Source organism: Micromonospora sp. NPDC000316 (assembly GCF_042898885.1).
In the GTDB taxonomy this organism is placed as follows: Bacteria; Actinomycetota; Actinomycetes; order Mycobacteriales; family Micromonosporaceae; genus Micromonospora.
On record NZ_JBIAZG010000006.1, the window covers coordinates 217,404 to 239,959 of the forward strand.

The following is a 22,556-nucleotide window of genomic DNA, read 5'->3' on the forward strand; positions in this document are numbered from 1 at the left end:
GCCGGCAAGCCCGGCCGAGCCGACGGCGGTCAGCGGCGGACGACGCGGCGGGGCTTGGCGGCCTTGACCTCGGCGAACCGCTTGAGCTGCTGGGAGCGGTAGTCGAGGCCGAGGGCGGTGGCGACCAGGTAACCGACAAGCGTTCCGGCGCCGGTGGCGAGCAGGTAGAACCAGATCGAGGCGAAGAACTCGCCAGCGCCATCACCGAACGGGTTCTTGCCGACAAGTAGTGGCCCGACCAGCACGGTCAACGCCATCGCCACCAGCACCACGACGACCATGTCGCCCGACCACGCGGCCACCGGCCGGCGGCAGCCCCAGCGGAAGGCCACCACGGCCAGGGTCAGACCGATCACCACGAACATCGCCAGCGACATCCAGCCGGCGGCGGTGTCGTCATTGTCGAAAACGAGCCAGGTGATCAGGCGGGCGGCCACATTGACCGCGAACAACGCTCCCGCGAGCACGCCGACGTCACGCCACCGCTTGTCCATCCGACGACCTCCTGCTGCCGTACGCCCCGTGTGCGGGGCCGCATCCCTGGCAGGAATATCTACCACCCTCACCTGGGTGGCGTCATCAGCCGTTGAGCGTGGGAGGTGGGGCGAGGACCTGCCGGAAGCCCATCACGGCGAAGGTCATCGCGCCGGCCACGATCATGGCCAGGCCGACCCAGTTGTCGCCGGCCAGCAGGAGGTCGCCCTCGTTGGTGCGGATCGCGGCCACCGCCATCAGGGCGAACCACGGCACTCCCGGCAGCGCCACCGCCCACCGCCGACCGACCGCCTCGTGCGCGAACCAACTCAGCGCGATGTTCGCGCCGACGGCGACAAGCACCGAGACACCGACGAGTTGACCGCCGACCCGGAGCGTGGCGAGCAGCAACTCCAGCACACCTGTCACGACCCCGGCCACCACGACGACGATCCCGCCGGTCACCCGCAGGCCCAGATCCAGCAGTCGCGGCGGGGGCCCCGCCTCGGGCGGGGTGTCCTGGTCTTCCACGACCGGCATCGGGGCGGCGGGCAGGGTCACCGGAGACCGGCTGCCGCGACCGGGGACCGGTCCGGGTCGGCCTCCTCGGGCAGCCCCGCGAAGAGGTCGTCCTCCCAGCCGTACGGGCCGGTGCCCGGCCCCTTCTCGCCGACCGCGAGGGTGAAGAACTCCACGCCCATGAACTCGCCGCCGAAGTTGCCGGCGATCGAGTAGAGCCAGGAGGTCGCCGGGATCTGGGTGGCGTGCGCCCGCATCGCCGCTTCCTTTGCGGTGTGCTGGTCGGTGCCGTCGATCCGCGCCGCGATCTGGTCGTCAGGGGTGCCGAAGGGCAGCTCGGCGAGATCGTTGATGTTGGCGAACGGGTTGTCGGAGGATTCGGCGAAGTGCGTCATGCCGGCTTCCAACACGCTGAGCGGCATGGCCGTCCAGTAGACCTTGAGCGGGGCGCAACCCTCGGCGGCGGCCAACTCGACGGCGCGCATCGCCACCCGGTGGGCCTGGATGTGGTCCGGGTGGCCGTAGAAGCCGTTCGGGTCGTACGTGATCAGCACCTGCGGGCGTACCTCCCGCATGATCTCCACCAGGTGCCCGGCGGCCTCGTCGAGGTCGGCCTGCCAGAACGCGCGGGGGTGCTCGTTGGTGGCGAGGCCCATCATGCCCGAGTCGCGGTAGCGGCCGGCGCCGCCGAGGAAGCGGTGGTCGGTGACGCCGAGCGCGGCGCAGGCGGCAGCCAGCTCGGCGATCCGGTACCCGCCGAGCTGGTCGGCCTCGGCGGCGGCGAGCTGCGAGAGGGCCGGTACGTGGATCTCGCCCTCCTCGCCGAGGGTGCAGGTCACAAGCGTCACGTGTGCGCCGGCTTCGGCGTAGTGGGCCATCGTCGAGCCGGTGCCGATCGACTCGTCGTCGGGGTGCGCGTGGACCAGCAGCAGGCGGCGGTCGGGCAGCGTCGTCACGACGGTCACTCTAACTGGCGGTTCCGTCGGGGACTCCTCGACGCGTCCGCCCAGGTCGGCCACATCACGCCCGGCGCGGCTCTACGATTTGGCTTGTGGACTTTCCGGAGCTGGCCGCCCGCACCCGCCGGTTCAGCCACGGTGCGCCGCGCGCTGTCTCCGTGGCTGACGACGGCTCCCGAGTGATCTTTTTGCGCTCCGCCGGGCCGGAGGACCCCGCGGAGGCGCTCTGGCTGCTGGACGTGGCGACGGGCGAGGAGCAGCTGGTAGCCGACCCGGCGACCCTGCTCGGCGACGACGGCGACGTCCGGGCACTGTCCCCCGGTGAGCGGGCGCTACGCGAGCGGCTGCGGCTCAACGCCGCCGGCATCGGCTCGTACGCGCTGGACGCCGCCGGCCGGGTGGCGGTGTTCGCGCTTGCCGGGCGGTTGTTCCGAGCCGACCTGGTGCACGGCGACGTGGTGGAGGTCGCCGCCGTCGGCCCGGTGCTGGACCCTCGACCGGATCCGACCGGCCAGCGGCTGGCGTACGTGACCGACGCGGCCGAGGGCGTACGCCGGGGTGAGCTCCGGGTGATCGAGGCCGACGGCACCGACACCCTGCTGGCCGGCGAGGACGCCGGGGTGAGCTGGGGGTTGGCCGAGCACATCGCGGCCGAGGAGTTCGGCAGGTACCGGGGCTACTGGTGGGCGCCGGACGGCCGGATGGTGCTCGCCGCCCGGGTGGACGAGTCCCGGCTGGACCGCTGGCATCTGCACGACCCGGCCGAGCCGGGCAGCCCGCCGACAGCCGTCGCGTACCCCCGTGCCGGTGGCCCCAACGCCGAGGTCAGCCTGCACCTGCTGGACCTGGACGACGGCTGGGTCGACGTGCACTGGGACCGGGAAACCTACCCGTACCTGACCGGGGTCAGCTGGGTCGAGGGCAGCCCGTTGATCACCGTGCTGCGCCGTTCGCAGCAGCACGGCCTGGTGCTCGCGGTGGACCCGCGCACCGGTGAGACGCAGGTGCACGCCGAGCTGGCCGACCCGCGCTGGGTGGAGCCGATCGCCGGCACGCCGGCGCACCTGCCGGACGGCCGGGTGCTTGTCGGCGGGGAGTTGGCCCACGACGGGTACGACGCGCGCTGCCTGTTCGCCGACGGCACCCTGCTCACGCCACCGTCGCTGTACGTGCGACGGGTGGTGGGCCGACTGCCGGCGGTAAGCGGTCCGGCCGACCTGCTTGTCGAGGCGAGCGACGGCGAGCCGAGCGAGCGGCACCTGTTCCGGGTCCGCACCACAATCGGCGGCGGGGTGGACGCCCGGCGGCTCACCACCGACTCGGGGTGGCACTCGGCGGCCGTCGGCGGGGACGTGCTTGTCGTCGGGACCGCGTCGTTGGACCACGCAGGGGTGCGGTGGACGGTGTCCCGCGCCGGCCAGGAGGTCGCCGAGCTGCGGTCGCTTGCCGCCACCCCGCCGTACTCTCCGCTGCCGCTGCTGGAGCGCGTGACCGACCGGCGGCTGCCGGCGGCGGTGCTCTACCCCGACAACCACGTGACGGGCCGCCGGCTGCCTGTGCTGCTGGACATCTACGGCGGCCCCGGCCACCAGGAGGTGGTGGCCGCCCGGGCGGCGTGGTTGGAGCGGCAGTGGTGGGCCGACGCCGGGTTCGCGGTGGTCACCATCGACAACAGGGGTACGCCTGGAGTGGCCCCGTCGTTCGAGAAGGCGATCCACCGGCGGGTGGCCGACGTGGTGCTTACCGACCAGATCGACGCGCTGACCGCGCTCGCCGGCAAGCATCCCGACCTGGACCTGGATCGGGTCGGCGTGCGGGGCTGGTCGTTCGGCGGGTGGCTGGCCGGATTGGCGGTGCTGCGCCACCCGGAGCTGTTCAAGTGCGGGATCGCGGGCGCCCCGGTGACCGACTGGGCTCTGTACGACACGGCGTACACCGAGCGTTATCTGGGGTTGCCGGAGGACGGCATGGACGTCTACGCGCACCACTCGCTGGTCGAGATGGCCGCCGAGCCGGTCACCGGCCCCGACCAGGCGCGCCCGTTGCTGCTGGTGCACGGTCTGGCCGACGACAACGTGGTGGCCGCGCACACGCTCCGGCTCTCGGCGGCGCTGCTGAGCACCGGCCGACCGCACGCCGTGTTGCCGCTGACCGGGGCCACGCACATGGCCGCGAACGGCACCGCCGAACGCCTGCTGCCCCTGGAGCTGGATTTCCTCCGTACCCATCTGCTGTAACGGCCATGATCACCAACGCTCCACGAGGTGCTCCCGGCCCGGCGGCGGATCGTACGGCTCGGGCCAGTAGTCGACGACCTTGCTGATCAGCCCATGCTCGGACATCTCAAGCCAGACGCACGCCTCTTGCTGCTCGACGCCGACGCGGACATCGAGCCACAGGGCAGCGAGGCGGCCATCGACGATCACCCGTCGCGGCCGGAGGTGCCAGTCGCCCGGATACTCGGTGTTGAACCGCAGGAACGCGTCCCTGCCGCGAATTCGCTCCCGAGTCTGCGGCATCTCGTAGACCACATTATCGGTGAGCAGGGCGGCCAAACTGGACCAGTCCCGGCGCTCCAAAAGATCAACGTAGGCGTGGGCGGCCTGTCGGGCCGTCGAGGTGTCATCCACGGCGCGGACCCTAGCCTCCGCCAGCGACAATCTGGCGAGCCCTCGGCGGGCTCAACATCCAACCATGGCGTGCACGGTCACCATGGTCGCGCCGAGCCGGCCGGCTGCGCGGACGGCACCCGCCGCAGACGTCGGGATCTCGAGCAGCTTGAGATCCACCGCGACTGGCAATCTTGGACAGTTTCCGTCATCGCTTGACGGTAAGTGTCCAAGATCTGCCCTGCCAGCTCCATGTCAGTCCTCGATGCGCCCGGTGGTGGGGTCAACCATGGCCAGGAAGTCGCGGATGTTCTCCCTGTGCTCGTCGAGCGACAGGTCCAGGGCCGGACTCATACCGAATCCGTAGCCGGGGTTCGGCCCGTTGAGCCACGTGTAGTCGGCGCCATCGCACTCGTTGGGCCGTACGGCGAACATCTCTCCATCGACTTCAAGCGTCAACGACGTGACGTCGACGGCACCTTCAGGTCTGGGGCGCAGGCCGGGTACGACGTCCGGCTGGGCCTCCCGGTCGCTGTCGTCGTTGTCCGAGTAGATCGCCTTCACGTGGACATCTTCGCGGAAACGCCCAGCGCACGTCCGGCCAATGAGTCGGCGTTTGCCCGACGGGCCGTCTGGACACTTGTGGTTCATGTTCGAGTACGCGAGCAGGGCGCGGCCCGAGAACATGGGAGCCGAGAACTATCGGGATTCCGGCGAGCCATTCACGATCCCGCCACGGTCCTGGCGATGCTTGAGGACTACCGCGCCGGCCTGGGCGTCGACCGGGAGCACGAGGGCATCGCGGCGGTGCGATCCTGGACGGCATGACAGACCTCGATGCCAAGGCGAATCTCCATCGATATCTACGGGAGGCCCGCCGGGCGCTGCTCGGGAAGCTCGACGGGCTGTCCGAATACGACGTACGGCGTCCGCTCGTGCCGACCGGTACGAACCTGCTCGGGCTGATCAAGCACGTGGCCTCGATGACCGCCGGGTACTTCGGTGAGACGTTCGACCGCCCCTTTCCCGAATTCATCGCAGCCCTGGACGAGGACGCCGAACCGAACGTGGACATGTGGGCCACAGCCGACGAGTCCCGCGACGACGTCATCGGCCTGTGGCACCGAGTCTGGGCACACGCTGACGCGACGATCGACGCGCTCCCGATCGACGCGCCCGGCTCGGTACGGTGGTGGGGCCATGAACCGGTGACCCTGCACCTCATCCTCGTGCACATGCTCGCCGAGCTGAACCGGCACGCAGGGCACGCCGACATCGTGCGCGAGTTGGCCGACGGGCACGTCGGCTGGCGGTGGTCCGGTGACAACCTGGCCGAGGGCGACGAGGCGTGGTGGGCCGCCTACCGCGAAGGACTGGAATCGACCGCCCGCAAGTTCGTCTGAGGGGAAACCATGAGCGACTGGAACGACAAGATCATCGATGAGTTTCGCGCCAACGGCGGGCAGGTCGGCGGTCAGTTCGCCGGCGCACCGCTGCTGCTGTTGCACACGGTCGGCGCCAAGAGCGGCCAGACTCGCGTGAACCCGATGATGTACCAGAAGGTGGACGGCGGGTACGCCGTGTTCGCATCCAAGGCCGGTGCGCCCACCAATCCCGACTGGTACCACAACCTGCTGGCCCATCCGCGGGCCCAGGCGGAGATCGGCACGGACACTGTCAAGGTGGTCGCCAGGGTCGCCACCGGGGACGAGCGGGAACGGATCTGGAGCGCACAGAAGGCCGCGTATCCGGGCTTCGCCGACTACGAGCGAAAGACCAGCCGCCAGATCCCCGTCGTCGTCCTCGAACCTGCGCCGTAGACACGCGGCGGCAACACGGGCGCGCAGACCGATGTGGATGAGCCGTCCGTCGAACCCCCCGTTCTGTCGAACGTGTCGGTGACCGGGCACCTCATATCGCGAGGTCGTGGCGTTCACCGGATCGAACCCGGCGGCCGCAACCGGTCAACCATGGCTGGCGGTCGACGCCGTCGCCTGGCCGATCGCGACGCGAGCGGGACGACCAGGTCTGCTCGCGCCGACCGAGCAGGGCTCGCGGCAAGGTCCACTCGGGTTCCAGGAAATCGGGGTGTCGGGGCGCCCGGGACACCCCGGTTTCCTGAAACCTGAGTCGATCAAGGGGCGGACAAGCGGGCGGAAACGGCAGAGGGCCCCTCCCGACGGCGTTGTCGGGAGGGGGCCCTGCCTGCGATATGCCCTACGGCTTGACGTGCGCGTTGACGAACGAGGGGTAGCCGAAGACGCTGGAGATGAAGACCCCGCCGGCCTTGGACCCGTGCACGTTGTAGGCCACGTCGACATAGAGCGGCACCACCGGGGCGTGCTCCTTCATGATCCGCTCGTCGAGCTTGGCCCACTCGGGACCCTGGTCGGCCGGGGCGAGCGCCAGGATGCGGTCCATCTCGGCGTTGATCGTCGGGTCGTTGAAGTAGGACTGGTTGCTGTTGCCCTCGGCCTTGATGGTGCGGCCGTCGTAGAGCACCGGCAGGATCGAGGCGCCGCTCGGCCAGTCCGCCGCCCAGTTACCGATGTACAGGTCCCAGGGGTTGTCCTTCTTCTTGATCTCGTCGAGCTTGGCGTCGTCCGAGATGTTCCGCAGCGTGATCTTGAAGCCGGCGCGTTCCAGGTTCGCCTTGAGCTGCGCGCCCTGCTGCTGCTCGGTCGAGTTGTCGGCGACACCGAGGACCAGCTCCGGCGTCTGCCCGCCGAGCAGTTCCTTGGCCTTGGCCACGTCGCCGTTGGGGCCGGCCGGGTACGCCTCGTACGCCTTGTAGCCGATTGTGGCCGGCGGCATGAGCGTGGTCAGCGGCGCGGCGACGGTCTGCCCGCCGAGCGCCTTGATCATGCCCTCGCGGTCGATGGCGTAGTTGAGCGCCTGGCGGACCTTCAGGTCCTTTACCCGCTGGTTGTTGATGACGAGTTGGTTGGCGCTCGGCGTCGGCGACAGGATGCTGCGCGGCTTCAGCGTGGCGTCCCCGACCACCCGGGCGACAAGCGAGGCGGGCACGGCGTTGAAGGCGAGCGCGCTCTGGTCGGCGCCGTTGTCGGCGATCACCCGGTTGTTGGCGGCGTCGGCGGTGGGGCCGAAGGTCCAGACGAACTGGTCCGGGTACTGGTGGCGGACCGGGTCGGTGTTCGGGTCCCAGTTGGGGTTGCGGTCCAGGGTGAGCTGCACGCCGACCTGGTTCTTGGCGACCTTGTAGGGGCCGGACGAGAACGGCTGCTTGTCCAGGTCGACGCCGGTGTCCTTGTCCGGCGGCAGCGGCGCGGTGGTCGGCAGCGAGACCGCGAACGGCAGGTCGCAGCGGGGCTTGGCGAACTCGAAGCGCAGTGTCTTGTCATCCGGCGTGGTCAGGCCCGGCGGCAGCGACGTCTTGTTCTTCTTGAAGTCCCACTTGGTGTCGAACTGCGGGCTGTCGGCGAGCCACTCCTGGACGTAGGTGGGGCCGCCGGACAGGTCCGGGTCGAAGGATCGGGCGATGCCGTACGCGATCTCCTTGGCGGTGATCGGCCGACCGTCCTCGAACTTCACCCCGTCCTTGACAGTGAATTCCCAGACCTTGCAGTCGTTGTTGACGTTCTTGCCCGGCGTCTCGGCCAGGTCACCGACGAGGACCAGGCCACCCTTGCCGTCGTCCTTCCAGGTGGTGAGGTAGCGGGCGAAGAGCGGGTTGGCCATGAGACCGGCGAACGAGTACGTCCGCTGCGGGTCCAGGTGGGAGATCGGCGACTCCCGGATGACGGTGAAGGTGCCGCCCTTCGCGGCGCCCTCGACCTCGGCCGCCGGGCCCTGCGAGTCCTTGGGGTCGGTCGCGATGACCCCCGTCTGCTGCCGTTCGGTGTCCACCGTGGTGCCCTCGCCCGTGTTCTTCGAGCACGCACCCAATGCCACAACCAGAGCGATCGCGCCGCCTGCGGCAGCCACCACGCGTGGTCTCATGAAGTACCCCCTTCACCATGTGCCGTGCGGTTTCGTCGGGGCGAGAACCGCCGACGTTCCGAGGATCGTAAGGAAGAAAACCTACGAGTTGTGTAACAGTTGTCGATAAATTTCGCCATCGCTGGGTGTGGCGACACCCTGCGGATCAGCGCAGCCGCACCCGCGGGTCGATCGCCGCGTACAGCAGGTCCACAAGCACGTTCGCCACCACCACGAAGACGGCCGCGATCAGCACGGTCGCCATGATCGTGGGCAGGTCACCGGAGCGAACGGCGTCCACAGCCGTACGCCCCAACCCCTGAATGCCGAACGTCGTCTCGGTGATCACCGTGCCGCCCAGCGCCCCACCGACGTCCATCCCGGCGATGGTCACCACAGGGGTGATCGCCGCGCGGAGCGCGTGCCGCCCGTACACCTTGGGTTTGGCAAGGCCCTTGGCCCGTGCCGTGCGGACGAAGTCCTCCGACAGCGTCTCCAGCATCTGCGCCCTGGACAGGCGGGCGTAGATGGCCGAGAACAGGAAGGCCAGCGCCACCCAGGCGAGCACAAGCCCATTGGCCCACTTCACCGGATTTTCGAAGATCGACGTGTAGCTGGGCACCGGTAGCCACCGCAGGTTGTAGACGAACACCAGCAGCAGCACCGCGCCCACGAAGTAGAGCTGCAACGAGGCGCCGGTCAGCGAGAAGCCGATGGCTGCCCGGTCAAGCCAGGTGCCCCGACGCAGCGCGGACACCATGCCCAGCCCCACACCGAGCAGCAGCCAGAGGATCGCCGCCGGGATCACGATGCTCAGCGTCACGGGCAGCACCCGGGCGATGGTGTCCGAGACAGCCTCGTTTGTGACGTACGACCAGCCCAGGCAGGGTGCGTCGCACCTGCCGCCCTGGGCGCTGCCCAGGTCCCGTCCGGTGACGATGCCCTTCATGTAGCCGGCGTACTGGCTGATCAGCGGGTCGTTGAGGCCCAGGTCGTCGCGGACCCGCTCCAACCGCTCCGGGTTGCAGTTCTTCGAGCAGATGCTGCTCACCGGGTCGCGCGGCAGGGCGAAGAACATGAGGAACGTCAGCACGCTCACCGCGAAGAGGGTCAGCACCGCCGAGAAGAGTCGCTTGATCAGAAATCGCGTCATGGGGACCCCTACCGGGACGACTTCGGGTCGAGCGCGTCCCGCAACGCGTCGCCGAAGAGGTTGAAGGCGAACACCAGCGCGAAGATCGTGATGCCCGGGAAGAACACGTACGCCGGGTCGGTCTGGAGGTAGTCCAGACTGCGGTAGATCATTCGGCCGAAGCTCGGCGTCTCGTCGCTCAGACCGACGCCGATGAAGGACAGCGCGGCCTCACTTGTGATGAACTGCGGCACAGCCAGGGAGAACGACACCAGGATCGGCGCCCAGATGTTCGGCAGGAGCTGCCGGAAGATGATGTGCCCCAGCCCTGCCCCGCTGGCCTTGGCCGCCTCCACGAACTCCCGCTCGCGCAGCGCGATGACCTGCCCGCGTACCAGTCGGGCCGTGCTGGTCCAGCCGAAGACGGCGAAGACGGCGATCAGCACACCCACGCCGAAGGCCGCCGACACCTGCCCCCGCTCGCCGTAGAAGCGCAGCGTGAGCGTGGGGGTGAGGGCCAGCGCGATGATCAGGAACGGCATGGCCAGGGTCAGGTCCGTGATCCAGTTGATCACCGCGTCGAGCCAGCCGCCGAGGTAGCCGGCGAGCGCGCCGAGCACGACGCCAATCGTCGCGGTGATCAGAGCCGCCGCGAGAGCGATGAACAGCGACGTCCGCAGCCCGTAGATCAGCCGGATGAAGATGTCCCGACCCAGCCCTGGCTCCAGGCCAAACCAGTGGTCCCCGGTGACCCCACCGGCGTAGCCCAGCGGCATGCCGAAGCGGTCCAGCAGGTTCTGGAACTGGTCGCGCGGGCCGATCCCGTACGCCATCTCGATCAGCGGGGCGGCCAACCCCAACACCATGAAGAAGATCAGGAGTACGCCGCTGACCACTGCCGTCCGGTCGCGACGCAGCCGCAGCCAGGCGAGCTGGCCGGGCGAGCGACCGACGACGCCCTTAGCTCCGGGCTCGCCCCCGCCGGACTCGATTTCGGCAAGCGCCACACCCTCCACCGGAGACAGGCTCACGACGACACCTCCTCGACTGTCGCTGCTGTCCCGCGACCCTGCGCGCCGGCCGCATCAGCCGCGCGGCCCGGGTCGACCCCGCCGGCCGCCGTCTCTGGACCGGTGCCGGCTGGCTCCGGGAAGTGGCACGCCGTGGCCTGGTGACCGCCGTCGCGCGCCACAAGCGCCGGCTCCTCGGTGGCACAGATGTCCCGCGACTTCCAGCACCGGGTGCGGAACCGGCAGCCCGACGGCGGGTCGAGCGGCGTCGGCACGTCGCCGGTCAGCCGGATCCGGCCCGCCGGGCCGAGCTGGGTGACGTCCGGGATCGCCGAGAGCAACGCCCGGGTGTACGGATGCTGTGGCCGCTCGTAGATGTCGGCGCGATCGCCGATCTCCACGATCCGGCCCAGGTACATCACGGCGACCCGCTGGCAGAAGTGCCGCACCACGGCCAGGTCGTGCGCGATGAACACGAACGCCAGGCCGAGGTCCCGTTGCAGGTCACGCAGCAGGTTGACCACCTGCGCCTGGATCGAGACGTCAAGCGCGGACACCGGCTCGTCGGCGACGATCAGCTTGGGCCGCAGGGCGAGCGCGCGGGCGATGCCGATGCGCTGGCGCTGGCCGCCGGAGAACTCGTGCGGGTACCTGTTGTAGTGCTCCGGGTTCAGCCCGACCAGCTCCAGCAGCTCCTGCACACGGGCCTTGACCCCACCCGGCGGCTTGATCCCGTTCACCTGCAACGGCATCGCCACGATCCGCCCGACTGTGTGCCGGGGGTTCAGCGACGCGTACGGGTCCTGGAAGATGATCTGGAGTTCCTGGCGCAGTGGGCGCAGCTCGCGTCGGCCGGCGTGGGTGATGTCCCGCCCGTCGAACTCGATCGTGCCGGCGGTCGGCTCCAACAGCCGCACAAGCATCCGGCCGGTGGTGGTCTTGCCGCAGCCCGACTCCCCCACCAGGCCGAGCGTCTCGCCGGGACGCACGTCGAAGTCGAGCCCGTCCACCGCACGCACCAGGCCAGTGCCGCGCAGCCCCTGGCGTACCGGGAAGTGTTTGGTCAGGCCGCGGACCCGCAGCAGCGGTTCGTCGGTCATCGGGCCACCCCCACGGATGCGACGTCCTCGGCGTAGCGCTCGGCGCGCTCCTGCGCGCTCAGGTGGCAGGCCACCAGGTGGCCGTCCGCGCCGGCCGGAAGCAACTCGGGCACCTCCGTGCGGGACCGGGCGCCGTTGCGGTCGGCGTAGCGACAGCGCGGGTGGAAGGCGCAGCCCGACGGCAGGTTGATCAGGCTGGGCGGGTTGCCCGGGATGGGCAGCAGGTCCGCGTCCGCGTCGCCGTGCAACGACGGCACGCTGGAGAGCAACCCCCAGGTATACGGGTGCTGCGGCGAGCGGAGCACCTGCTCCACGCTGCCGTGCTCGACGGCCCGCCCGCCGTACATGACAAGCACTTCGTCGGCGACCTGGCCGACCACACCGAGGTCGTGGGTGATCAGGATGATCGCGGACTGGAACTCGGCCTGGAGGTCGGCCAGCAGGTCCAGGATCTGCGCCTGCACTGTGACGTCAAGCGCGGTGGTCGGCTCGTCGGCGATCAGCAGGGCCGGGTCGTTGACAAGGGACATCGCGATCATCACCCGCTGCCGCATGCCGCCGGAGAACTCGTGCGGGTACTGGTCGAAGCGGCGCGCCGGCTGCGGGATGCCGACCCGGTCCAGCATGTCCACCGCCCGCTGGCGGGCCTCACGCCGGTTGGCCTTCGGGTGGTGCACCCGGTACGCCTCGGCGATCTGCCGGCCCACCGTGTAGTAGGGGTGCAGCGCGGAGAGCGGATCCTGGAAGATCATCGCCATGTCCCGGCCGCGCAGCCGGCGTACCTCCTCGTCGGCCAGGCCGACCACCTGGCGGCCACCGACGGAGATCTCCCCGGTGATCGTGGTGCGCTTCGGGTCGTGCAGACCGAGGATGGCAAGCGAGGTGACGCTCTTGCCCGAGCCGGACTCGCCGACGATGCCGAGGGTGCGGCCCCGCTCGACGGCGAACGACACCCCGTCGACCGCGCGCACCACGCCGTCGGAGGTGTCGAAGCGGACCCGCAGGTCACTCACCCGCAGGTAGGCGGCCTCGTTGCCGCGCTGCGCCGGCACGGTGGGATGGTCGTCCGGTCCCCCGGACGGCGCCGGATCCGAATTGTCCACGGCCGCCTCCCTCAGTGACGAAGAGAACTTACAGGCAAGTCCCGAGGGTGAAAGTAAGCTACACAGCCAGCGCCTGTCAGCGGGCCCGAGCGTAACGAGTCAGCATCGGCCCCGCAGCCCCGTCACCTCGCCATCCACGCCCATTCATCTCCTGGTCGCACGTCAGGTGCGGCCTCGATGTCGCCACTTGAGCTCCAGTGGGCAGGTGCTACCCGCGGAAATTCTCAACCACCCGCTGCCCTGGACCGAACCGGACTACCTCGCCCTCGGTGAGACGACCTGCCGGATCGAACTCCTCGACGGCGGACTGCTCATCGGACCACCCGACCGTCATCCACCAGGTGATCGTCTCTGCCCTGGCAGGGGCTTTGGAACCAGGCTGTGCCGCGGCGAATCGCACCTTGCTCCCGGTGATCAACCTGAGGCTGGGCCCCACAAGGATCCTCAATCCCGACCTCGTGGTGACCGCGGACCTGGATTTCACGGCGACCTGCGTACCGGCAGACGCGGTCCTGTTGGTCGGCGAGATCGCCGCCCCGCACACCGCCGTCATCGACCGGGTCTTGAAGCCGCACGTGTACGCCGCAGCCGGCATCGGGTGGTACCTGCTCGTCGAGCAGGAGACCCTTACCGTGCACCTCTACCAGCAGCAGGGCTCCCACTACGCGAAGCGCTCGACGACCAGGGCGGGCGACGTTCTGGAGTTGACGGAGCCGGTGAGGGCCACCATCCGGCCGGAAGATCTGCTCCCCTGACGGGTGTCGGTCGGCTGGCCTAGGGTCGGTCGCATGACCGAGTTCGACGCGGCAACCGCCGCCGTGCAGGCAGCCCTCGACGCCGGCGCCAGGTATGCCGATGCCCGGGTGATGCACCGCCGCTACGAGTCGATGACGGCACGCAACGGCGACGTGGAGGAGCTGACCCAGGACGAGAGCATCGGCCTCGGCGTCCGGGCGCTCGTCGGGTCGAGCTGGGGCTTCCACGCCGTACCCGATCTGTCTGATGCCGCCGCCCGCGACGCCGGCCGTCGTGCCGCGCGGACGGCCATGGCGAGCGCGCGGGTGCCCGGCCCGCCTGTCGACCTGGTGCCGGGTCAGCCGGTGACGGCGAGTTGGGCGTCCGACTGCCAGATCGACCCGCTCGGCGTGCCACTGTCGGGCAAGGGCGACCTGCTTGTCGGCGCGACAGGCACGATGGTCGAGCACGGCGCCGACCTGGCCGAGGGGCTCTACCAGATCTGGGACACCGCGAAATGGTTCGTCTCCAGTGAGGGCCACCGGATCGACCAGCGGATCCGCGAGTGCGGCGGCGGCATCTCGGCCACCTCGATCGGCGACGGCGAGACGCAGCGACGGTCCTGGCCCAGCTACCGGGGGCAGTACGGCACCACAGGCTGGGAGCTTGTCGAGTCACTCGACCTGGCGGCGCACGCCGCGCAGATCGCCGAGGAGTCCCGCGCGCTGCTCACCGCACCGCCCTGCCCGGCCGGCGAGACCGACCTGATCCTCGGCGGCGAACAGCTGGCCCTACAGATCCACGAGTCGGTCGGGCACGCCATCGAGCTGGACCGGATCCTCGGCTGGGAGGCCGCGTTCGCCGGCACGTCCTGGCTGGACCTCGCCCAACTCGGCTCGCTGCGCTACGGCTCCGAGCTGATGAACATCACAATCGACCCGACCATCCCCGGCGCGCTGGGCAGCTTCGGTTTCGACGACGAAGGCTCACCTGCGGTCAAGCGGGACGCGGTACGCGACGGGCGGTGGGTGGGCGTGCTCGCCGGCCGGGACTCGGCCGCCGTGGCCGGCCTCGACTACGGCGGGAGCGTACGCGCCGACGGGTGGGCGCGACTGCCGATGGTGCGGATGACGAACGTCGGCCTGGAACCCGGCCCGCACACGCTGGAGGAGATCATCGCGGCCACCGACGACGGGGTGCTGATGGACCTCAACCGGTCCTGGTCGATCGACGACAAGCGGCTCAACTTCCAGTTCGGTTGCGAGGTCGGCTGGGAGATCAAGAAGGGGCGACGGGGGCGGATGCTGCGCAATCCCACGTACACAGGGATCGGCCCGCTCTTCTGGCGTTCGATGGACATGCTCTCCGGCGAGACGGTGCCCTGGGGGACGCCCAACTGCGGCAAGGGCCAGCCCGGCCAGACCGGGCACACCGGCCACCCCGCCGCGCCGGCGCGCTTCCGCGGTGTCCGGGTGGGGGTGTCCGCGTGAGCGCGAGGAGTGAGCCGGGTTTGCGAGCCCCGCAGTCGCGAACGAAAAGCGGCCCCGCGTGAGCGCGAGGAGTGAGCCGGGTTTGCGAGCCCCGCAGTCGCGAACGAAAGGAGCACCGGCGTGAACGAGCTGGAGTTGGCGGGGCAGGTCATCGAGCTGGTCCGACGGCTCGGTGGTCCGGGCGCGGAGGCTGAGGCGGTGGTGACGCGGGCAGACCTCGCGCTGACCCGGTTCGCCAACTCGGCCATCCACCAGAACGTCGCGGAGTCGACAGTCGGGGTCCGGCTGCGGCTGCACATGGACGGCCGAACTGCCGCCGGCAGCGGCAGCGTGGTCACCGCCGACGGGCTGCGCGCCCTCGTCGAGCGCACCCTGACAGCGGCGCGGCTCTGCCCGCCCGACCCGGGCTGGCCGGGGCTGACGCCGCCCTCGCCCGTGCCGGACGCCCCGCCTGTCGACGAGGCCACAGCGCACGCCGAGCCGGATGAGCGGGCCGATCGGGTTCGCGCGTTCGTGGCCGCCGCCGGTGACCTGAGCACCGCGGGTTACTGCCGTACCGCGCACCGCTCGTCGGCGTTCGCGAACTCGGCCGGGCACACCGTGTACGGCCGCTCGGTGGAGGCGGCGATGGACGGCATCGCCCGTCTCGACGGCGCGGACGGGGTGGCCCGGCGCTGCGCCGACCGGCTGTCCGACCTCGACGGCGCGGAGTTGGGCGCGCACGCCGCCGCGAAGGCGCGGGCGGCGGCCGACCCTGTCGAGTTGCCGCCGGGGCGCTACGAGGTGGTGTTCGAGCCGGCCGCCGTCGCGGACCTGCTACAGAACCTGTCCTGGTACGGCTTCAACGGCAAGCGGTACGCCGAGCGGCAGTCGTTTGCCGAGCCCGGGGCGGCTCAGTTCGACAGGCAGGTGACAGTGGTGGACGACCCGCTGGGCACGTCGGGACTGCCGTTCGACGCGGAGGGCACCGGCCGGCGGGCGCTGACCCTGGTGGACGCGGGCACCACCCGTGCGGTCGCCCACGATCGGCGAACCGCCGCCGAGTCGGGTGCGGAGTCCACCGGACACGCGGTCGCGGGCGGTGCCACCTGGGGTCCGATGGCCCGCAATCTGCGCCTGTCCGGCGCGGCGGCCGGCCCGGCAAGCGCGGTGGGGCGGAGCACCACGGGCACGGCGGCCGGCGCGGTCGTCGACACGGACACCGCCGCGCTTGTCGCCGGGATGCGTCGCGGGCTGCTCGTCACCGATTTGTGGTACACGCGTGTCCTCGACCCCAAGAGCCTGGTCGTCACGGGGTTGACCCGGAACGGGGTCTGGCTCGTCGAAGACGGCACCGTCGTGCGGGCCGTCCGAGACCTGCGGTTCACCGAGTCGTACCCGAGGGCACTCGGGCCCGGTGCGGTGCTGGGGCTCGGTGCGCGGCCGGTGCGTCAACCGGACCGGGTGGACGGTACGTGGTGGACGGCCCCGTCGGTGCGACTGGCGTCCTGGCACTTCACCGGAGGCGCCTCGGGCTGAGCGGCCGGGCGGACAGTGATCTTCTTAACATCGAGCCATTGATCGTCGTGCCAGGGCTTTTCCGCAGGCCAGACACACGGGACACTCCCTTGCGCGGACGGCCCGCAAAGATCGGCGTAACGTGTGTCACTTAGCTGCGCCGGTCATCCGGCGTGGTCGTTGGTGTGCGCATGACGTGGCAGCGGGTGCGGTTCGCCGGGCCGCGTGCCGACCGGAGATAGATCAGCCCGCCCGTACGGGCCCGCCGAGGAGACGACTCGAATGACTTCAACGGCAACGAAGCCGCGAGGAGCGCGGGCACGCGCCGCCATCGCGGCGAAGACGTTGCGTACCGACCGATGGTGGATCGCCCCGCTGATCACCGTGATCGGGCTCAGCGCCTGGGTCGCGTACGCGACGGTCCGGGTCTTCATGCACAAGTGGTACTGGGTGGACCAGTACCACTACCTGACCCCGTTCTACTCCCCCTGTGTGACGGACCGGTGCGTCGAAAGTGCCTCACACTTCGGCCGGTTCCTGCCGGGCTGGTGGATCATCCCGGACGCGGCGCTGACCCTGCCGTTCCTGCTGCTGTTCCGGCTCACCTGCTACTACTACCGCAAGGCCTACTACCGGTCGTTCTGGCTGTCCCCGCCGGCCTGCGCCGTCCCGGACGGCCACGCCTCGTACAGCGGCGAGACCCGCTTGCCGCTGCTCGGCCAGAACCTGCACCGCTACTTCTTCTACGCCGCCGCGATCATCTCGCTGATCAACACCTGGGACGCGATCCTCGCCTTCCACTCCCCCGAGGGCTTCGGCTTCGGCCTGGGCAACATCATCCTGGTGGGCAACGTGGTGATGCTGTGGGCGTACACCATCTCCTGCCACTCCTGCCGGCACATCATCGGCGGCCGGCTCAAGCACTTCTCCAAGCACCCGGTGCGATACAAGGCCTGGACGTTCGTCTCGGCCCTGAACGTCCGGCACATGCAGCTCGCCTGGATCACCCTCGGCACCCTGGCGCTTGCCGACTTCTACATCATGGCGCTCGCGGCTGGCTGGTTCTCCGACCTGCGGTTCATCAACTAAAGGGCCCCTGACATGACCACTACCACTCGTATCGAACGACACCACTACGACGTCGTCGTCATCGGGGCCGGCGGCGCCGGTCTGCGCGCGGCGATCGAGGCCCGGCTCGCCGGCAAGAAGACCGCGATCATCTCCAAGTCGCTCTTCGGCAAGGCGCACACGGTGATGGCCGAGGGCGGCGCCGCAGCCGCGATGGGCAACGTGAACAGCCGCGACAACTGGCAGGTGCACTTCCGCGACACCATGCGCGGCGGCAAGTTCCTCAACAACTTCCGGATGGCCGAGCTGCACGCGAAGGAGTCGCCGCAGCGCATCTGGGAGCTGGAGACCTACGGTGCGCTCTTCGACCGCACCAAGGACGGCAAGATCTCGCAGCGCAACTTCGGTGGCCACGAGTACCCCCGTCTGGCGCACGTCGGCGACCGGACCGGCCTGGAGTTGATCCGCACCCTCCAGCAGAAGATCGTCTCGTTGCAGCAGGACGACAAGCGCGAGTTCGGCTCGTACGACGCCCGGATCAAGGTCTTCTCCGAGACCACGATCACCGAGCTGCTGCTCGACGGTGACCGGGTCGCGGGCGCGTTCGGCTACTACCGGGAGTCCGGGGAGTTCATCCTCTTCGAGGCGCCCGCAGTGGTGCTGGCGACCGGCGGGGTCGGGCGCTCCTACAAGGTCACCTCGAACTCGTGGGAGTACACCGGCGACGGTCACGCGTTGGCGCTGCGCGCCGGGGCGACTCTGATCAACATGGAGTTCCTCCAGTTCCACCCGACCGGCATGGTCTGGCCGCCCTCGGTGAAGGGCATCCTGGTCACCGAGTCGGTGCGTGGCGACGGCGGCGTGTTGAAGAACTCCGAAGGCAAGCGGTTCATGTTCGACTACGTCCCCGACGTCTTCCGCAAGCAGTACGCGGAGACCGAGGAGGAGGCGGACCGCTGGTATACCGACCCGGACAACAACCGCCGCCCGCCCGAGCTGCTGCCCCGCGACGAGGTGGCCCGCGCGATCAACAGTGAGGTCAAGGCCGGTCGGGGCTCCCCCGCCGGTGGTGTCTTCCTGGACATCGCGAGCCGGCGTTCGGCCGAGGAGATCCGGCGGCGGCTGCCTTCGATGTACCACCAGTTCAAGGAGTTGGCCGACGTCGACATCACGGCCGAGCCGATGGAGGTCGGGCCGACCTGTCACTACGTGATGGGCGGCGTCGAGGTGGACCCGGATTCGGGTGCCGCCTTCGGCCACGTCCGCGGCCTGTTCGCCGCCGGTGAGGTCTCCGGCGGCATGCACGGCTCCAACCGGCTGGGCGGCAACTCCCTGTCCGACCTGCTGGTCTTCGGCAAGCGGGCCGGTGGGCACGCGGCCAGCTACGCCGACGGGCTGGATGCCCGACCGAAGGTGGCGGTGAACGCGGTCGAGGCCGCCGTGGAGACCGCACTGGCTCCGCTGCAGCGGGACACCGGCGAGAGCCCGTACACCCTGCAGCAGGACCTCCAAGCGGTCATGGGTGACCTCGTGGGGATCATCCGGCGCGAGGGTGAGCTGGCCGACGCACTTGTGCGGCTGGCCGAGCTGCGCGAACGGGTGGCGAAGGTGAGCGCGTTCGGGGGCCGGCGCTACAACCCGGGCTGGCACCTCGCCCTGGACCTGCGCAACATGCTCGTGGTCTCGGAGTGCACCGCGAAGGCGGCGCTGGAGCGGCAGGAGTCGCGCGGCGGGCACACCCGGGAGGACTACCCGGCGATGGAGCCGAAGTGGCGGCAGGTCAACCTGGTCTGCTCGCTGGACGGCGACACCGTGCGGTTGACCCGTAAGCCGCTGCCGAAGATGCGGCCGGAGCTGATCGGCCTCTTCGATCGGGCCGAGCTGTCCAAGTACCTCACCGACGAGGAGCTCGCCGACTTCGACGCTCTCGTCGCCGACGCTGGAGAGGCGGACAACCGATGAGCGCGAAGCGTCAGTTCCGGATCTGGCGGGGCGACGAGTCCGGCGGTGACCTGCAGGACTACATGGTCGAGGTGAACGAGGGCGAAGTCGTTCTCGACGTCATCCACCGCCTGCAGGCCACCGACGCGCCCGACCTGGCGTGCCGGTGGAACTGCAAGGCCGGCAAGTGCGGCTCCTGCTCCATGGAGATCAACGGCAAGCCGCGGCTGGGCTGCATGACCCGGATGTCGACGTTCGGTGACGACGAGACCGTCACTGTGACGCCGCTGCGGACGTTCCCGGTGATCCGGGACCTGGTCACCGACGTCTCGTTCAACTACGAGAAGGCGCGGGAGACACCCGCCTTCGCTCCGCCTGCGGACGTCGCCCCCGGCGACTACCGGATGCAGCAGGTCGACGTCGAGCGCTCGCAGGAGTTCCGCAAGTGCATCGAGTGCTTCCTGTGCCAGACCGTCTGCCACGTGATCCGCGATCACGACGAGAACAAGCAGGCGTTCTCCGGTCCCCGGTACTTCATCCGGGCCGCCGAACTGGACATGCACCCGCTGGACGCCCGAACCGACCGCAAGGAGTACGCACAGGCCGAACAGGGCCTCGGCTTCTGCAACATCACCAAGTGCTGCACGGAGGTTTGCCCCGAGCACATCAAGATCACTGACAATGGGATCATCCCCATGAAGGAACGGGTCGTCGACCGCAGGTACGATCCCCTTGTGTGGCTTGGTAGCAAGATCTTCCGTCGGGGCGAGACGCCCCAGACCAGCGTGTCCACCGCCCGTCAGGGCTCGGCGACGCCCGCGGGCACGAGCCGGCGCGGCGTGCACTCGCACGCGGGCGGCTCACACGACCCGCAGGCCGAGGCGCAGGCGCAGAGCGGCGTCAACTGGCACCGGGAGGTGCCCCACCCGACCGCCCCAGCGGTGGACGAGCGGGGCAAACTGCCGCTGACGGAGCTCACCTTCGACCGGGCTGCCGCGCCGTCGCCGTTCGGCGACGACGTGACCTTCCCGCTGCCTCCGGAAGAGCTCAACTTCGCCCACCCAGACCAGGACAAGCACTAAGAGACCACCAGAACGGGGGGCTACCGGCTGCGCCGGTAGCCCCCCGTTCCCATACCCCCTGCCCTGCCCGGCCCCTCCCCCTGCCACCCGCTGCTCCTCCGTTGACCATGAAATTGTTGCCGTGCCGGTCGGCGTGTCGCGGCAACAACTTCATGATCAACGCCTGTCACGGGCGGGGTGGGGTGGTCAGGGGGTCGGGGTGGTTAGGAGGGGGCGGAGGGCTGCCACGATCGGGGCGTCGGCGGGGAGCCAGGTGACCGAGTCCAGCTCGTCGGCGGCGAGCCAGCGCAGCGCCTCGTGCTCCAAGGCCTGCGGCTCGTCGGCGCCGACCAGCCGCGCGGCGTACACCTTGAGCACCGAACGGCCGTGGGCCATCCGCACGTCGCGGCCGACCCGGTCGCCGATCTCCACGCGTACGGCCAACTCCTCGACGCACTCCCGGATCAGCGCGTCGACCTCGGCCTCCCCCGGCTCGACCTTCCCACCAGGGAACTCCCACATGCCGGCGACTTCCGGCGGGGCGGCACGCGCGCACGCGAGCACCCGCCCGTCCCGGATGATCGCCGCACCGACGATCACTTTCAGGTCCCGTCGTTCGGTCTGCCCGCCATCACTAGCCCGTTCGGTCTGCACGGGCGTCCAGGGTGCCAGATCAATCGGCGGTTTGGGTGCCGTCGCCGTCCGCTAGGCCAATAGAACACGGAAGTGTGGGCGTGGACACCTCCAGCGAGCGGCGACAAACTAGAGCACACCGACAAGACACGGGATGGCGACGATTTGGCCACAAGCCGACAACGGCGCTTGGGGGGTGCGGTCATGCGCGTGTTGTTCAACAGCCGAGCAAAGCACGATTATCTGACCGACGCGCTGACCTTGTTATCTGGTTGGACGCGGGAGGGCGAACAGATCCGGCGCACGCTCGTGATCGACGATACCCAACATGCGGCGCTGACAGAACGGGTGAAGGTTGTCGCCGACGCGCTGCATCTGCGCCCCGAGATCAGCCGCCGGTCCGACAGCACCCAGATCCGGGTCGGGCACGGCAACGGCGGCCCGCTGACCGAGGGTGAGGTCCTGCTGGCTGCCCGCATCGAGGACGCGTACCGCGCCGTAACCGAATCCTGACATCCCCAGCTCAGATGAAACAGGGCGAGTTCCGCCACCACAGGTTGGTCCAGGTCTACGACGCGGAATGCCAGTGGGGCCCCGACGACGACTTCTTTCTCGCGGTCGTCGACGAGACCCCGACCGCGCGGGTCCTCGACCTCGGCTGCGGCACCGGTCGTCTGACTGTCGCTCTCGCCGCCGCCGGCCACACCGTCACCGGAATCGACCCGGCCGGCGCCTCCCTCACCGCCGCCCGTGCCCGACCGGGCGCTCAGCAGGTGACCTGGATCGAGGGCACCTCGGCGCTGCTGCCGAGTCGAGCGTTCGACGTCGCAGTCCTGACCAGCCACGTCTCGCAGTTCTTCGTAGCGGACGCGGAGTGGGCGCGTACCCTCGCCGACCTACGGCGGGCGCTCGTGCCCGGCGGTCGGCTGGTCTTCGATGCCCGCGATCCGGCGGACCGCCGCTGGGAGCGGTGGAACCCGAGGGATTCGCAACGGCGGGTCACGCTGCGCGACGGCGGCGAGGTCCGCGCGTGGACCGAGGTCACAGGTGTACGCGACGGAGTGGTGGACTTCACCCACCACTACCACTTTGCCGACGGCGAGGATCTGCTCAGCTCGGCGACGCTCCGCTTCCGCACCGAGGGCGAGCTGCGCGAGTCCCTGACCAGGGCGGGCTTCACCGTGGACCACATTTACGGCGGTTGGCACCGCGAGCCGGTGGGCCACGGTGAGGGCGAGTTCGTCGTCCTCGCCCGCGCTGCCTCGTTGGCACCGGGTTTCTAGCCT

Annotated in this window: 22 protein-coding genes; 11 read left to right on the plus strand and 11 right to left on the minus strand. The window is 69.7% G+C overall.

Annotated features, from left to right (window positions below):
* Positions 1–29: 29 nt before the first annotated feature.
* The 3 genes from ACFY2Q_RS15860 to mshB all read right to left on the minus strand — a co-directional run bounded on the left by ACFY2Q_RS15860 (position 30) and on the right by mshB (position 1,958).
* Positions 30–494: a hypothetical protein gene (locus ACFY2Q_RS15860; RefSeq protein ID WP_387130730.1), complete on the minus strand. Its 465-nt coding sequence runs from the start codon at positions 492–494 to the stop codon at positions 30–32.
* A gap of 85 nt (positions 495–579) precedes the next feature.
* Positions 580–1,014: a hypothetical protein gene (locus ACFY2Q_RS15865; protein WP_387130944.1), complete on the minus strand. Its 435-nt coding sequence runs from the start codon at positions 1,012–1,014 to the stop codon at positions 580–582.
* Between the two features lie 17 nt (positions 1,015–1,031).
* A complete protein-coding gene (mshB, locus tag ACFY2Q_RS15870) occupies positions 1,032–1,958 on the minus strand; it encodes an N-acetyl-1-D-myo-inositol-2-amino-2-deoxy-alpha-D-glucopyranoside deacetylase (RefSeq protein WP_387130732.1) in 927 nt (308 codons plus the stop codon).
* Positions 1,959–2,044: 86 nt separating this feature from the next.
* Here mshB and ACFY2Q_RS15875 point away from each other — a divergent pair, with 86 nt between their 5' ends.
* Positions 2,045–4,189, plus strand: a complete 2,145-nt coding sequence (locus tag ACFY2Q_RS15875; RefSeq protein ID WP_387130733.1) for a prolyl oligopeptidase family serine peptidase — start codon at positions 2,045–2,047, stop codon at positions 4,187–4,189.
* Between the two features lie 9 nt (positions 4,190–4,198).
* On the opposite strand, the gene ACFY2Q_RS15880 is transcribed toward ACFY2Q_RS15875, so the two are convergent.
* Together ACFY2Q_RS15880 and ACFY2Q_RS15885 are read right to left on the minus strand one after the other, a co-directional pair.
* Positions 4,199–4,612 carry a nuclear transport factor 2 family protein gene (locus tag ACFY2Q_RS15880; protein ID WP_387130734.1) on the minus strand — a complete coding sequence of 138 codons (414 nt, stop codon included), beginning with the start codon at positions 4,610–4,612 and terminating at the stop codon, positions 4,199–4,201.
* Between the two features lie 204 nt (positions 4,613–4,816).
* Positions 4,817–5,125, minus strand: a complete 309-nt coding sequence (locus ACFY2Q_RS15885) for a hypothetical protein (RefSeq protein WP_387130735.1) — start codon at positions 5,123–5,125, stop codon at positions 4,817–4,819.
* A 260-nt stretch (positions 5,126–5,385) separates the two neighbouring features.
* Between ACFY2Q_RS15885 and ACFY2Q_RS15890 the strand changes: the two genes are divergently transcribed.
* Complete coding sequence (locus tag ACFY2Q_RS15890) at positions 5,386–5,964, plus strand: DinB family protein (protein WP_387130737.1); 579 nt, start codon at positions 5,386–5,388, stop codon at positions 5,962–5,964.
* A gap of 9 nt (positions 5,965–5,973) precedes the next feature.
* Entirely contained in the window at positions 5,974–6,381 is a 408-nt protein-coding gene (locus ACFY2Q_RS15895) for a nitroreductase family deazaflavin-dependent oxidoreductase (protein ID WP_387130739.1), read from the plus strand.
* A gap of 397 nt (positions 6,382–6,778) precedes the next feature.
* Here ACFY2Q_RS15895 and ACFY2Q_RS15900 read toward each other — a convergent pair whose 3' ends face one another.
* The 5 genes from ACFY2Q_RS15900 to ACFY2Q_RS15920 form a co-directional block, all read right to left on the minus strand.
* Positions 6,779–8,521, minus strand: coding sequence for an ABC transporter substrate-binding protein (locus ACFY2Q_RS15900; RefSeq protein ID WP_387130741.1), 1,743 nt, complete (start codon positions 8,519–8,521; stop codon positions 6,779–6,781).
* A 145-nt stretch (positions 8,522–8,666) separates the two neighbouring features.
* Entirely contained in the window at positions 8,667–9,653 is a 987-nt protein-coding gene (locus ACFY2Q_RS15905) for an ABC transporter permease (protein ID WP_387130743.1), read from the minus strand.
* Positions 9,654–9,661: 8 nt separating this feature from the next.
* Positions 9,662–10,663 (minus strand): ABC transporter permease, encoded by a 1,002-nt coding sequence (locus tag ACFY2Q_RS15910; RefSeq protein WP_387130744.1) that lies wholly within the window; start codon positions 10,661–10,663, stop codon positions 9,662–9,664.
* Positions 10,660–11,742, minus strand: a complete 1,083-nt coding sequence (locus ACFY2Q_RS15915) for an ABC transporter ATP-binding protein (protein ID WP_387130746.1) — start codon at positions 11,740–11,742, stop codon at positions 10,660–10,662. Before ACFY2Q_RS15915 ends, ACFY2Q_RS15910 begins: the two co-directional genes overlap by 4 nt.
* On the minus strand, positions 11,739–12,794 hold the full coding sequence (locus ACFY2Q_RS15920) for an ABC transporter ATP-binding protein (protein ID WP_387130945.1): 1,056 nt from the start codon (positions 12,792–12,794) through the stop codon (positions 11,739–11,741). The genes ACFY2Q_RS15915 and ACFY2Q_RS15920 overlap by 4 nt, the downstream gene beginning before the upstream one ends.
* 392 nt (positions 12,795–13,186) lie before the next feature.
* Between ACFY2Q_RS15920 and ACFY2Q_RS15925 the strand changes: the two genes are divergently transcribed.
* The 6 genes from ACFY2Q_RS15925 to ACFY2Q_RS15950 all read left to right on the plus strand — a co-directional run bounded on the left by ACFY2Q_RS15925 (position 13,187) and on the right by ACFY2Q_RS15950 (position 20,658).
* Entirely contained in the window at positions 13,187–13,600 is a 414-nt protein-coding gene (locus ACFY2Q_RS15925; RefSeq protein ID WP_387130747.1) for a Uma2 family endonuclease, read from the plus strand.
* Between the two features lie 33 nt (positions 13,601–13,633).
* Positions 13,634–15,070 (plus strand): TldD/PmbA family protein, encoded by a 1,437-nt coding sequence (locus tag ACFY2Q_RS15930; RefSeq protein WP_387130750.1) that lies wholly within the window; start codon positions 13,634–13,636, stop codon positions 15,068–15,070.
* Positions 15,071–15,190: 120 nt separating this feature from the next.
* Complete coding sequence (locus ACFY2Q_RS15935; RefSeq protein WP_387130751.1) at positions 15,191–16,588, plus strand: TldD/PmbA family protein; 1,398 nt, start codon at positions 15,191–15,193, stop codon at positions 16,586–16,588.
* A gap of 261 nt (positions 16,589–16,849) precedes the next feature.
* Complete coding sequence (locus ACFY2Q_RS15940) at positions 16,850–17,656, plus strand: hypothetical protein (protein ID WP_387130752.1); 807 nt, start codon at positions 16,850–16,852, stop codon at positions 17,654–17,656.
* A 12-nt stretch (positions 17,657–17,668) separates the two neighbouring features.
* Entirely contained in the window at positions 17,669–19,597 is a 1,929-nt protein-coding gene (locus tag ACFY2Q_RS15945; RefSeq protein WP_387130754.1) for a fumarate reductase/succinate dehydrogenase flavoprotein subunit, read from the plus strand.
* The gene (locus ACFY2Q_RS15950; protein ID WP_387130756.1) at positions 19,594–20,658 is read left to right on the plus strand and encodes a succinate dehydrogenase/fumarate reductase iron-sulfur subunit; all 1,065 of its coding nucleotides are present in this window, start codon (positions 19,594–19,596) and stop codon (positions 20,656–20,658) included. The genes ACFY2Q_RS15945 and ACFY2Q_RS15950 overlap by 4 nt, the downstream gene beginning before the upstream one ends.
* A gap of 186 nt (positions 20,659–20,844) precedes the next feature.
* On the opposite strand, the gene ACFY2Q_RS15955 is transcribed toward ACFY2Q_RS15950, so the two are convergent.
* Positions 20,845–21,291: a (deoxy)nucleoside triphosphate pyrophosphohydrolase gene (locus ACFY2Q_RS15955; protein ID WP_387130758.1), complete on the minus strand. Its 447-nt coding sequence runs from the start codon at positions 21,289–21,291 to the stop codon at positions 20,845–20,847.
* Positions 21,292–21,474: 183 nt separating this feature from the next.
* Here ACFY2Q_RS15955 and ACFY2Q_RS15960 point away from each other — a divergent pair, with 183 nt between their 5' ends.
* Positions 21,475–21,783, plus strand: coding sequence for a 4a-hydroxytetrahydrobiopterin dehydratase (locus ACFY2Q_RS15960; protein ID WP_387130759.1), 309 nt, complete (start codon positions 21,475–21,477; stop codon positions 21,781–21,783).
* Positions 21,784–21,797: 14 nt separating this feature from the next.
* Positions 21,798–22,553 (plus strand): class I SAM-dependent methyltransferase, encoded by a 756-nt coding sequence (locus ACFY2Q_RS15965; RefSeq protein WP_387130761.1) that lies wholly within the window; start codon positions 21,798–21,800, stop codon positions 22,551–22,553.
* Positions 22,554–22,556 lie beyond the last annotated feature (3 nt).